Genomic DNA, 11,849 nt, shown 5'->3' with positions numbered 1-11,849 from the left:
GAAAGGCGGCAACAATTCGTGATACAGCAGAAAATATTCAGTGTTGCAGACGGTAAATCTGCCAGTCTTCGGTGGGCTCATTGAGCATCATCTTCATGTCCACCACGTCTTCTTCCATGTTGTAGCTGATTTTGAAGCCCAGCTTGCGTGCCAATCCTTGCATGCCCTTGTTGGATGGCATGGTAGAACCAACCAGTTGAAGGGTCCCGCGTGCACGGCAGTAGTCCACTACCTTTTGCATCAGCATGACACCGAGGCCTTCTCCTTGAAGGTCATCACGCACGACGATGGAAAACTCACTGCGTACATTATCAGCATCCGTTACAGCGCGCACTACACCAAGCGTTTCAAATCCTGCACCACTGAGTTTCGGTGCCGTAACAATAAACGCCATCTCACGGTCATAATCGATCTGGGTCCAGGTCGCCAGTTCAGCATGAGTGGGTACCCCACGGCTGTAGAAATAACGCAAACGAATCGACTCAGGGCTCAACCGGTTAAAAAATTCCAGGTGCGCTGGCTCATCTTCACCACGTATCGCTCTGAGAGTCGCGCTACGACCTGATCGCTTCAGCGTAACCTGCTCGGTCAGGTACTCAGGATAGGGGGAGATCGAGAGCTCCGCCGGCACCCCAAGCGACACGGCGCAATCAACGGCAAGAAGCCCCCGCTTATTAAGCAGCAGCGGATTGATTTCAAGGCACTTGAGCTCTGGCAAATCAACGGCCATTTCGGAGAGACGGATCAACATCTCACACAAGTGATCAACATCGCGTTCTACCTGATAGCTGTTCTCGGCAATAATGTTGTGTACACGCGAACGCTTGACCAGTTGGCGTGCCAGGGCGAAATTCAGTGGCGGCAGCATGATGTTTCGATCTGCCAGAACGTCTATCGTATACCCGCCAACACCAAACAGAATCAGCGGACCAAACACGGGGTCACGCGTAATACCCACGTTGATTTGCATGGACTGGAAACCACGCTTCATCTGCTGAACAACGAAACCGTGGGTCTCTTCAGGCGCATAACGCTCCCCAACCCGGTACGCCAGCTTCGTGGTCGCGTGACGTACTTCGCTGATCGAGTACAGGTCCAGCGCCAGGTCACGCCAGCGCTGATGCGCGGTATTGTCATAACAGAAGGGATATATATTATCTCGGTGCAGCGCCTTGACTGCGACAGAACCGCCCATTTGACGCGCAATATCCACGACCCCGGCAATATCCTCGGCGTAGCCGGTGTTCGGGGTCGGGATTTCGTACAAGTCGAGCAACTGACAAGACTCGGCATGCGTCAGGTAGTCACGCTCTTCTGCCAGAGCCTGCTGCAGCATCTGTCGTGCTCGTTCTCTATTGGGCTGGTTGTGCAGATGAAAAGGCGCCGGGGTCTGCCTCATCGCTGCCTGGTTACGGTGGTATTCCACCATCTGCATGAAAGCATCGACCGACTCTTCCGGTGTCATGAAAGTGGGTATGCCGGATGCGTTACAGTGATTACGCGCCTCAATGGCCGAGTAACGCCCCATCCAGCAGGTCAACACATTACGAGGAGTCTTGCGAGCAACTTTGATGACTTCATCCGCTGTCGCGACACTGGCCGCCATTCGTGTAGGAGCATGGATGGTCAGAACCGCATCCACATTAGGGTCCTTGGTCAGCAGCCGGGTCACTTCAGCAAAACGTGCCGGAGTCGCATCGGTATTCAGGTCAACCGGGTTGCGGCCGTTCCATCCTGAGGGCAACAACTCAGCCAAAGCCTGCCGAGTTTCTTCCGTAATTTCGGCAAGCTTACCCTGCTTGCGCAGCAAGCGGTCGCAAGCCAGTGCATTGGGTCCCATGCCGTTGCACAAAATTGCCAGACGCTCACCACGCATGGGTTTCATGCGTGACAGGGTTTCCAGCGCGTTGAACAACTGGTCAGACGTTTCCACACGCACCGCACCCGCACGGCGAAGTGCTGCGTCATACACTCGGTCCTCGTCATCAATGCCCGGAGCAAGATCAACGGAGTAACGACCGTCCTGAATGATATTGGACTTGAGGACCAGCACAAGCTTGTTTCGAGACGCTGCACGTACCGCTGACACGAAGTTGCGCGAGGCACCAATGATACGATCCATTTGCAGGAGGATTGCCTGAGTGGCCGGTTCCTTGGCCAGGTAATCGATAATGGCAGGCAAATCCACATCGACACCATCACCAAGGGTCAAGAAGTGAGAAAAACCGATCTCCTGGCCACTGGCCCAGTCGATCATCGCCGTGCCCAGCAAACCTGACTGGCCTATGTAGGCCACTTTCCCCTTGCGAATATTCACATGAGAGTAGCTGGCATTTAACTTGGCACCCGGCACCAGAACACCCATGCAATCCGGCCCCAGAATGCGGATTCCATAGGGTCGAGCCGCTTCCCGAACTTCTTCGCGCAGCGAACGGTTATGGGCCGTATCCGAGGGGTTGAGCCCCCCGGTAAGAATCATCGCCGCCTTGACCATATTGGCCCCAAGCTTGCGGATGATACCGGCAACACTTTCAGGAGGAGAACAGATGATTGCCAGATCCGGCATTTCAGGCAGATCGGCTACACTGCGATAGCACTGAATGCCATGTACCTCATCATACCCCTGCGCATTTACGGCCATCAATTTGCCCGGAAACTGGCTTTCGATCAGGTTGTGCAGAACCACGCCACCCATACTGTCCTCTCGCTCGGAAGCACCGAAGACGGCGATCGATTGTGGCCTGAAAAAGCGCTTGAGGTATTTCGTTGACACTCAATGAGTTCCTTTATTTACAGAATCGGTTTTCATTCAGGCGTCACACCTGATAGCGTATTCTATATTTTTCGCACCTGCAGCAAAAGCTGATTATCAATCGGAACACAATAGGACTTTGGGCAAAACTGACCTCTACCCCGGAACCATACCGACTGCTATGCTCGAGCATCAGGACTCACTGCCGGAACAAGGAGATTTAGATGACGCGCGTACCGCTTCCAGATATCAAGAACAGCATAGACCGGGTAATACATGCAATCGAGGGCCGTTATACTCAGGGCCTTTCCCCCGCATCCTTGACACTGGCCTACCTTGACTGGCTTACACATACCACGCACTCGCCAGGCAAGATCAACGAGATGCTGGAAAACATGCTGCGCAAGTTCAGCGCTTTCAGTATCTGGGCAGCGCGCGCCAGCCTTGACAGTGACGCCCCTCCCTTCATTGCACCTCTGCCCGGTGATCGCCGCTTCAAGGACCCCGCCTGGAACCGCTTTCCTTACAACATCATGGCACAGAGCTTCCTGCTGCAGGAGCAATGGTGGCACTATGCCACGACCGGCATTCCAGGCGTGGCCAAGCACCATGAAAACGTCGTTTCCTTTGCCGCACGCCAATGGCTGGATATGTTTTCACCCACCAATTATCCCGCCACCAACCCGCTGGTTGTAGAGAAAGCGGTTCAGACAGGCGGTCAAAGCCTTTTCAAGGGCATGCAAAATCTGCTGGAGGATATTCAACACAACCTGCTTGAAGAATCCGACCAGACCAATAAGCCATTTGCCGCCGGCAAGAATCTTGCCGTTACACCCGGTAAGGTTATCTTCCGCAATCGACTGATTGAATTGATCCAGTACTCACCCACCACGGATAAGGTAGCGGCGGAGCCGATTCTGATCACACCGGCCTGGATTATGAAGTATTACATTCTGGACCTGTCCGAGCACAATTCCATGGTTCGCTATCTGGTCGACAAGGGACATACTGTCTTCATGATCTCCTGGCACAACCCGGATGCACGGGATCGTGACATGGGGATGAGCGACTACCTCAGCCGGGGCGTCATGGATGCGCTCAAGGCGATCAATGCAGTGATTCCAGAACGCAAGGTCCACCTGGTCGGATACTGCCTTGGCGGCACACTTGCCACGATTGCGGCCGCCGCCATGGCGCGAGATAACGATGATCGTCTTCAGTCGCTCACCCTGTTTACCGCGCAAACAGACTTCACCGAAGCAGGCGAGCTGATGCTGTTCATCGATGAGAGTCAGCTCAGCTACATGGAAGATATCATGTGGGACAAGGGTTACCTGGACACCCAGCAAATGGCGGGCGCCTTTACCCTGCTGCGTTCCTACGACCTGCTTTGGTCACGCATCGTCAGCGAGTACCTGCTCGGGGAAAGCCCTAGTATGAACGACCTGATGGCCTGGAACTCCGACTCCACTCGCATGCCCTACAAGATGCACTCGGAATATCTGCGCAGCCTGTTCCTCAACAACGATCTCGCCAGCGGGCGCTTTCATGTCGGTGACCGCCCCATATCATTGCGCGACATCCGGGTTCCCATTTTCTGCGTCGCCACCCAAAGCGACCACGTTGCCCCGTGGAAGTCGGTTTACAAAATTCATGACCTGATGAATACCGAGGTTACCTTTGTTCTCGCCAGCGGTGGGCATAATGCCGGCATCGTCAGTGAGCCCGGCCACCCACGACGTAGCTACCAGCTGGGGGTACAGAAAGCGGAAGACAAGCATATACCTGCTGATGACTGGCCCCTGCGACACGACAGTACCGAGGGGTCCTGGTGGGAACCCTGGGCAGACTGGCTTTCCAGCCATAGTTCGCCGCCAGTCGCACCACCTGGCATGGGTAATCCGGATGCCGGATACCCTGCCATTGCTCCAGCACCAGGTACTTATGTGTTCGAACGCTAATGCCTCGATGATACACGCCCCTTCGGGGGCATCTACGATTGACTCACACCCTGTTTTTCCTCAATTCCGATAGGAATTTTTTATTTTGAAGCCTGCTCACGGCTGGACTATATTCGCGCTTAGATGAGGGGGTCATCCGAGGGCGCAAAACCCCGTGCTTCCTGCACTCGCACCCTATCCCACATCATTCACTATCGCGGCTCTGCCGTTTCCGTAAACTTTTGTGTGAGAGTGAGTACGATGGGCACCAAGATTCGTGTCGATCAAGTAGCTGATGACGAACTGGACGACTGGAACGAACAGTTCAATGAAGAAGAAGAAGTCAGCCGCAGCCGTGTAAAGTACAACGGCAAACGCCGCCGTCAAATTGAAGATTTCATGGAAGAGCGCCGCCTCAGGCAGCAGATCAGCAATATCTACGACGACTACGATCACCTGCGCGAGTGATCGGCTCAGCCGGCAGCGATTCATGCCTCACTGCCGGCCAACTCTTCTCTTCTGGTCAGAACTGACATGAAGTCCGGCTCCTGCGATAAGGACAGAAGTCGCTGTTCCTGACGCCCCTGCTCGCGATATTCATCAGAAATACTCACAGCCTGCTTCAGGTAATCCAGCGCAATCCTGCTGGCACCAAGGTCGGCGTAGGCACATGCCAATTGAAAATAAGCATGACCACTGTCCGGCTCTACTGTCAGCGCCTGATTACACAACGAGATTGCCCACTGGTGCTGATTAAGTTCAAGCGCCGCATCTGCCTTGTACGTAAGCGCCTCGGCATTGTCGGGACGCAATTCAAGGATGCGATCATATAGGCGTATTTTCTGCTCCCAGGAAGTCTCCTGTGAAGCCTTGACCCACAGCGTTTGCACCTCGTTGGTCACTTCCAGTTCATGCTGGTTTTCCTGGATAATGCGTGACTTGCGAAGCAACTCTTTCTCTACGCGTTCAAGACGCTCCTCATACTCTTCAACTAGGCGCCCGACTTTCTCGTCCGCAATTGACTGTACACGATCTCGAATTTCACGGATTGAATTCCAGCCAACGATCAGCAGAATGGAGGACGCCGCCGCGATCAAGTAGAAAAAGTAAGTCACGGTATCCGTGGCATAAGAGATGGAGCTGTTCGCAACCTTAAGCTCGCGGTCCGTGATTTCGCGGATCATCTCAACCTTCTGCTGCTCAAGCTCAGATCGCAGGACCTTGATCTCATCGATGATGTAACGCTCGATAAAAGGCTTGTACAGCGGCTCCTCCAGCTGCTCAACCTGCTCCTGCAAGGTCGGCGGAGAAGACTGCTTGGCAACTCCATCTGCCATAAAGGAATCGGCCCCCGAATTGGGGGCCTCCGTTTGCGCTACAGCAAGACTGGAAACAAACAGTAACAGAGCTACCTTCAGGCAGCGCATATCACATCCCCATGACCTTCCTGCTCAATGAGCGCGTAATGCATGGCACGAATGGCAGGCTCATAATCATCCTGATTGACGATGCACTGCATTTCGACCTGACGCATGGACTGATGCAAAGCCTGCACACTGATACCTGCATCTGCCAGTGCAGTAGCGGTCTTGGCCAGGATGCCAGGCACCTTCAGGTTCGAACCGATTGCGGAAACGATTGCAACCTTATGCAACGCCACTTCAGCACCATCAAATTTTTCACCAATCAGGCGCTGAGCACGGTTAACCATTTTGCGAGATCCGGCCACGAAATAGGTGATGCTGTTGGCATCAGAGTCCCGGTTGACCACATAAAGCCGCAGATCACTCAGCATTTTAAGCAGCTCGATGTCATAGATCGCTTCGCCCAGCATGTCCTGGTCGAATATCTCGATCGCGAATACATTGGAACGTCCCGCAATGATCTCAACGCGCGGCTCTTCGCTGCAGTAATCGGTACTGATGACCGTACCCGCATGATCAGGCTCAAAGGCGTTCTTGATACGCAACTCAATCTCTTGCTGACGCAGGCCTTTGGCCGCCTTGGGATGGATCGCCTCCATACCCAGATTGGACAGCTGATCTGCAACGTCGTAATTGGTTCGACCGATGGTCACCACCTTGTCCAGACCTACAATCCCCGGATCCGCGGTGCTCAGGTGGAATTCCTTATGGATAACGGCTTCACGAGCCCCCGTCTTGGTGGCAATCTTGCTGAAGGTCATTTCGCTGTAGCCGCGGTCAAACGTCCGCATCAAGCCTTCGGCACAATGCGTATAACCGGTTACGATCGGCATCTCATTGGCGACATCGATATCCTTGAAGCTGACTTCGATCATCTCGTCGAACGGCAGCGGCTTCGGATGATCCCATCCGGAAAGGTCAACAAAACGTGCATTCACGCCTTCCTTTCGCAACGCCAGAACACTGTTATGCGCACTATGTGCTTCACCAATGGCTGCCAGCATTTCACGAACTTTCATCAGGTGTTCGTCAAGCTGGAAGTGACCGTTAGAGCACAGCTGCTCAAGGTTGAACATTATTGATTCAACATCAGCAATACGCTTGCTAATGAAGCGATCAGCTTCTGCTCGCTCGACAGAATCACCAAACAACTCCTGGTTGATATCCAGCATGCGGGCACGAACATCGGCCAGTGCTTCGCGCCATGCACCTTCATTCTCGGCATTGGCAAAGCGCGCATAAACACCCGGCTCCCCGGTTTTCTTGTGTTCAAGAAGCAGATTGGTAATTCCGCCATAGGCGGACACGACGAAGATACGGTTGTACAACTGTTCACCCGTACGGTCACCAATCAGAATGGTATCCATCAGCTCGCGAAAGCGACTCATTGAGGTACCGCCGATCTTCTCTACTGTATGCATGTTATTTCCTGTTGGCTCTCTCGTGTTTTGCTGCCCCTGAATGGCAATGGTTGAGCGATATACAAACATGCCGGCATTCAGCCGGCATGCTCCGCGTGGGATGGCGAGATCAAGCCTCGACCGTCTCCGCCTCCAGCGGGTAGACGCCATTCTCGTCGTGCACCTCTTTGCCATTCAGCGGCGGGTTGAAAACACACGCCAGCTTCATCTCTTTGGTAGCACGCAGCAGATGTTCATCATGTTCGTTCAGATTATACAGCGTACCCGGCTTGATCGAATAGATTTTACCGTCTGCAAGTGTTTCAACTTCGCCTTCACCGCTGATGCAGTAAACCGACTCCAGATGATTCTGGTACCAGATATGGGTTTCTGTACCTTCGTAGATCGTGGTGATATGGAAGGAATATCCCATCTTGTCATCTTTCAACAGCATGCGCGTGCTCTCCCAGTTCTGGGAAACTACACGGCGCTCTGACTTTTCACATTCTTCCAGTGTTCTAACAATCATTACATCGACTCTTGATCTGTGAATTTGCTCTGCTCGCCAGGATCCCGACAACAATCAGGACACCTTGCGCTCACGACTCGACAGCGCCTCGCCAAATGCCTTATCCAGGACCTTGAGACCGAACTCAAGCTGCTCGTCGGTAATGACCAGAGGCACCAGACACTTGACGACCTGATCATGGGCGCCGCTGGTCTCGATAACCAAGCCCTGCTTGAAAGCACTGCTGGTCACATCGCCCGCCAGATCACCATCCGGGCATTCGATACCGCTCATCAGACCTCGTCCCTTGAGCGTGAGAGTCTTCGCACCATGAGATTTGATGATGGCCTGAAGGCCATTACGCAGTTTTTCAGCCTTGCGACGCACCTCTTTCTCAAACTGGTCGTCTGACCAGAAAGTCTTGAATGCAGTCGCGGCAGTAATGAACGCATGGTTGTTACCGCGGAAGGTGCCGTTATGCTCACCCGGATTCCAGAGATCAAGTTCTGGACGGAAGATCGTGACCGCGAACGGAAGACCATAACCGCTGAGTGATTTGGACAGCGTTACAATATCCGGCTTGATGCCAACTTCTTCAAAGCTGAAGAAACGACCTGAACGACCACAGCCTGACTGGATGTCATCCACAATCAGCAGCATGTCATGACGCCGACACACCTTCTCGAGATTGCGCAGCCACTCAAAAGATGCGGCGTTGAGGCCACCCTCACCCTGAATAGTTTCCACGATCACTGCCGCAGGGTGATCAACGCCACTGCTGGGATCACTCAGGACGCGATCCAGATATTCAGTCGTATCAACACCCTCGCCCAGATAGCCATCGAACGGCATACGCGTTACATCGGACAAAGACGTTCCCATACCACCACGATGGTGCTGGTTGCCGGTTGCTGCAAGGGCACCTCCACTCACACCATGAAAACCATTGGTAAAGGAAATAATGTTGCTGCGCCCCTTCACCTTACGAGCCAGCTTCAGAGCTGCCTCAACAGCGTTTGTTCCGGTCGGACCCGTGAACATGACCTTGAATTCACCCATGCCACGAGGCTCAAGGATCAGATCACGAAAAGCATGAAGGAAGTTTTCCTTGGCTACAGACTGCATATCCAGCCCGTGGGTCAGACCATCCGAGGCGATGTAGTCGATCAATGCCTGCTTCAGCTGATCGTTGTTGTGCCCGTAATTCAGGGTTCCCGCGCCCGCGAGAAAATCGACATACTCCTGACCGTCTTCGGTTGTCAGTACAGCACCTTTGGCCTTGCTGAAGGTGACCGGAAAGGAGCGGCTGTATGTACGAACTTCAGATTCAGTTTTCTGGAAAATATTCATCGATCTCTCCTGATTTATGAATTCGGTGCAGTGAGCTTGAAAGGACCCGCGCGATAAAGCATTTCATCGTCATGCTGTCCTTCGAAGTGCTCATCTCGTGAGAACAACATAGAGCGCTCAACCGGCGCCGACAGTGCTGCAAACACACGTGCAAAAAGGGTTTCTGAGGCAACATTGCCCGGGGTAATGGTGGTCTCGATGTATTGCACACCCGCCGGCACAAGTCTCTCCGTTAGTGCCAACAACATGCGTTGACCGAGCTTCTGTCCGCGACATCGCGCATCGACAGCAACCTGCCAAACGAACAGGGTGTCTGGACGCTCAGGAGGGCAGTAGCCCGAGATGAACCCAACCAATTCACCCTCTGCATTCTCGGCCGCGATAGCAGTTTCGGCGAAGTGACTGCATTGCAAGAGATTGCAGTAAACGGAGTTCGGGTCCAGCGGGGAACAACGCTCAACGAGCTTATGAAGGGCAAAGCCGTCAGTGGCTTCAGGCTTACGTAGCTTAAAAATGTCAGAATCCATAGTATTTAATTTATTTAGCCATGCTATGGTTTTTAGTATAAAACATATCTAAAATTACATTTCAAGCTTACAAGCAATCGTGACACATTGACTCACTATGCTTTAAACACAGCATATTACGCGCAAAAGACACCAAAACACATACAAAGAGGGCAAAGATAGATTGCTTTGCATTACAAAATACTGAACCTAAGGTAGTGAAGATATTTTGCATTACTCTACGAATCAGGCTAAAAAGCGTGCTGAATCCAATTCAGTACCCGGGAAACTTCTGACCGCTATGGACAAAAGCCAGGACGCACTCGTTTTGCTGCGCCAAATCATTCGTGCAACGGACCTGCACGATAAGCACCTGAGCCGCATGACCGGCCTCACCATGCCTCAGCTGTTAACCATGCAGACGTTGCGAATCAATGGACCTCTTACCATTGGCATGCTGGCAAAAGAAATGAATCTGGCTCAGGCCACAGTTACCAGTATTCTGGATCGTCTGGAACGAAAGAATCTGGTCCGTCGTGAACGCAGTCACACAGACAAACGCAAGGTGCTTGCGTGCCCGACTGATGAAGGTCTTGAGCTACTCAAGTCAGCACCCGCGACCTTGCAGGATACGTTCATCCGCCAGTTCGAAGACATGCATGACTGGGAGCAGTCAATGATCGTGGCAGCACTTGAGCACGTATCACACATACTGGGTGCACACCACCTGGATGCAGCACCGATGTTGGACATTGGGGCACTTGATCGCACCAATGAGAGCGGCATTCCCGATTATCTCAAGTCAGAGCAGAACAGCCTGAAAAACTGAGCCTCAGGCAAGTGCCGGTCCCATTCAGGTCTGCTATCATCAGCGTTTTGTCTTTTTGGATGGACTGTTTGAAATGAGCCGATTCTGGAGTCCGGCTATTCAGTCTCTGGTCCCCTACACCCCGGGCGAACAACCCAAGGTGGACGGGCTGATCAAGCTGAATACCAACGAAAACCCTTACCCGCCCGCTCCTGGTGTTGAGGCTGTGCTGCGCAACTTCAGCAGTGAGCGTTTGCGCCTTTATCCAGACCCCGATTGCCAGGCACTCAAGCACGCACTGGCAGAGGATGCCGGGCTTGCAACCAATCAGGTGTTTGTTGGCAACGGCTCAGATGAAGTATTGGCCCTCACGTTCATGGCGCTACTGCGCCAGCCAAAACCCTTGCTGCTGCCCGAAACCAGCTACAGTTTTTACAACGTTTATATCGACCTGTTCGGCATCAATGCACAACACATCCCACTGACAGCAGATTTTCGCATCGAGCTTTGCGATTACTGTGGTGAAAATGGCGGCATCATCTTTGCCAACCCCAATGCCCCAACCAGTGTCAGTGTAGATCTGGACAGCATCCGAGCTCTGCTTGAACGCAACACCGACTCCGTAGTGGTAGTCGATGAAGCCTATGTTGATTTTGGAGCCGAGAGTGCAACTCAGCTAATCAACCAGTTCCCCAACCTGCTGGTTATTCAAACATTCTCCAAGTCACGCTCACTGGCGGGAATGCGGGTCGGATTCGCCTTTGGCCACCCCGATTTGATTGAGGCTCTTGAGAGGGTTAAGAATAGCTTCAACTCCTACCCCCTCGACATGCTCGCGCAACTGACAGCCATTGCGGCGGTTGAAGACAAGGAGTATTTCAAGGCGTGCGTCAGTCGAGTAATTGAGACACGCAACTGGACCACAGAGCAGCTGCAACGACTTGGATTTGATGTGCTGCCATCTCACACGAACTTCGTGTTTGCCAGCCATGCTGAAGTAGCCGCCGCTGACCTCATGCAGTACCTGCGCGATAACAAGATACTGGTTCGTCACTTTACCAAGCCCGGAATCGACAACCACTTGCGCATCACCATCGGCACCCCGGAAGAGATGAAGGCGCTGATTGACTGTCTACAGTTACATCCTGAACTGTAAAAAAA

The 11,849-nt window shown here is 53.0% G+C and carries 10 protein-coding genes; 4 read left to right on the top strand and 6 right to left on the bottom strand.

Annotation, left to right across the window (positions count from 1 at the left end):
- Nucleotides 1-37: 37 nt before the first annotated feature.
- Complete coding sequence (locus LN244_RS07050) at nt 38-2,773, bottom strand: bifunctional acetate--CoA ligase family protein/GNAT family N-acetyltransferase (RefSeq protein WP_239042138.1); 2,736 nt, start codon at nt 2,771-2,773, stop codon at nt 38-40.
- A 203-nt stretch (nt 2,774-2,976) separates the two neighbouring features.
- On the opposite strand from LN244_RS07050, the gene LN244_RS07045 reads away from it, so the two are divergent.
- Nucleotides 2,977-4,713 carry a PHA/PHB synthase family protein gene (locus tag LN244_RS07045; protein WP_239042137.1) on the top strand — a complete coding sequence of 579 codons (1,737 nt, stop codon included), beginning with the start codon at nt 2,977-2,979 and terminating at the stop codon, nt 4,711-4,713.
- Nucleotides 4,714-4,953: 240 nt separating this feature from the next.
- Nucleotides 4,954-5,160, top strand: a complete 207-nt coding sequence (locus LN244_RS07040) for a PA3496 family putative envelope integrity protein (RefSeq protein ID WP_239042136.1) — start codon at nt 4,954-4,956, stop codon at nt 5,158-5,160.
- 20 nt (nt 5,161-5,180) lie between these two features.
- Here the strand turns inward: LN244_RS07040 and LN244_RS07035 are convergent, their stop codons facing one another.
- From LN244_RS07035 to ectA, 5 genes are all read right to left on the bottom strand, one after another.
- Nucleotides 5,181-6,029, bottom strand: coding sequence for a TPR end-of-group domain-containing protein (locus LN244_RS07035; RefSeq protein ID WP_239042135.1), 849 nt, complete (start codon nt 6,027-6,029; stop codon nt 5,181-5,183).
- Between the two features lie 77 nt (nt 6,030-6,106).
- A complete protein-coding gene (locus tag LN244_RS07030; RefSeq protein ID WP_239042134.1) occupies nt 6,107-7,537 on the bottom strand; it encodes an aspartate kinase in 1,431 nt (476 codons plus the stop codon).
- A gap of 109 nt (nt 7,538-7,646) precedes the next feature.
- Nucleotides 7,647-8,045: an ectoine synthase gene (locus tag LN244_RS07025; RefSeq protein ID WP_239042133.1), complete on the bottom strand. Its 399-nt coding sequence runs from the start codon at nt 8,043-8,045 to the stop codon at nt 7,647-7,649.
- A gap of 54 nt (nt 8,046-8,099) precedes the next feature.
- Nucleotides 8,100-9,374: a diaminobutyrate--2-oxoglutarate transaminase gene (ectB, locus tag LN244_RS07020; protein WP_239042132.1), complete on the bottom strand. Its 1,275-nt coding sequence runs from the start codon at nt 9,372-9,374 to the stop codon at nt 8,100-8,102.
- Nucleotides 9,375-9,388: 14 nt separating this feature from the next.
- Entirely contained in the window at nt 9,389-9,901 is a 513-nt protein-coding gene (gene ectA, locus LN244_RS07015; protein WP_239042131.1) for a diaminobutyrate acetyltransferase, read from the bottom strand.
- Between the two features lie 280 nt (nt 9,902-10,181).
- On the opposite strand from ectA, the gene LN244_RS07010 reads away from it, so the two are divergent.
- Complete coding sequence (locus LN244_RS07010; protein ID WP_239042130.1) at nt 10,182-10,709, top strand: MarR family winged helix-turn-helix transcriptional regulator; 528 nt, start codon at nt 10,182-10,184, stop codon at nt 10,707-10,709.
- A 73-nt stretch (nt 10,710-10,782) separates the two neighbouring features.
- On the top strand, nt 10,783-11,844 hold the full coding sequence (gene hisC / locus LN244_RS07005) for a histidinol-phosphate transaminase (protein ID WP_239042129.1): 1,062 nt from the start codon (nt 10,783-10,785) through the stop codon (nt 11,842-11,844).
- Nucleotides 11,845-11,849: the final 5 nt, after the last annotated feature.

The organism is Marinobacterium sediminicola, assembly GCF_022343685.1.
Lineage (GTDB): Bacteria > Pseudomonadota > Gammaproteobacteria > Pseudomonadales > Balneatricaceae > Marinobacterium > Marinobacterium sediminicola.
Note: the sequence above shows the minus strand (reverse complement) of the source record. Positions and strands in the feature narration are given on the sequence as shown.

What these genes read in the sequence shown, in the direction of transcription:
- LN244_RS07045 (WP_239042137.1), top strand. Translation starts at nt 2,977, where the DNA reads ATGACGCGCGTACCGCTTCCAGATATCAAGAACAGCATAGACCGGGTA.
- LN244_RS07040 (WP_239042136.1), top strand. Translation starts at nt 4,954, where the DNA reads ATGGGCACCAAGATTCGTGTCGATCAAGTAGCTGATGACGAACTGGAC.
- LN244_RS07035 (WP_239042135.1), bottom strand. Translation starts at nt 6,029, where the DNA reads ATGGCAGATGGAGTTGCCAAGCAGTCTTCTCCGCCGACCTTGCAGGAG.
- LN244_RS07030 (WP_239042134.1), bottom strand. Translation starts at nt 7,537, where the DNA reads ATGCATACAGTAGAGAAGATCGGCGGTACCTCAATGAGTCGCTTTCGC.
- LN244_RS07025 (WP_239042133.1), bottom strand. Translation starts at nt 8,045, where the DNA reads ATGATTGTTAGAACACTGGAAGAATGTGAAAAGTCAGAGCGCCGTGTA.
- ectB (WP_239042132.1), bottom strand. Translation starts at nt 9,374, where the DNA reads ATGAATATTTTCCAGAAAACTGAATCTGAAGTTCGTACATACAGCCGC.
- ectA (WP_239042131.1), bottom strand. Translation starts at nt 9,901, where the DNA reads ATGGATTCTGACATTTTTAAGCTACGTAAGCCTGAAGCCACTGACGGC.
- LN244_RS07010 (WP_239042130.1), top strand. Translation starts at nt 10,182, where the DNA reads ATGGACAAAAGCCAGGACGCACTCGTTTTGCTGCGCCAAATCATTCGT.
- hisC (WP_239042129.1), top strand. Translation starts at nt 10,783, where the DNA reads ATGAGCCGATTCTGGAGTCCGGCTATTCAGTCTCTGGTCCCCTACACC.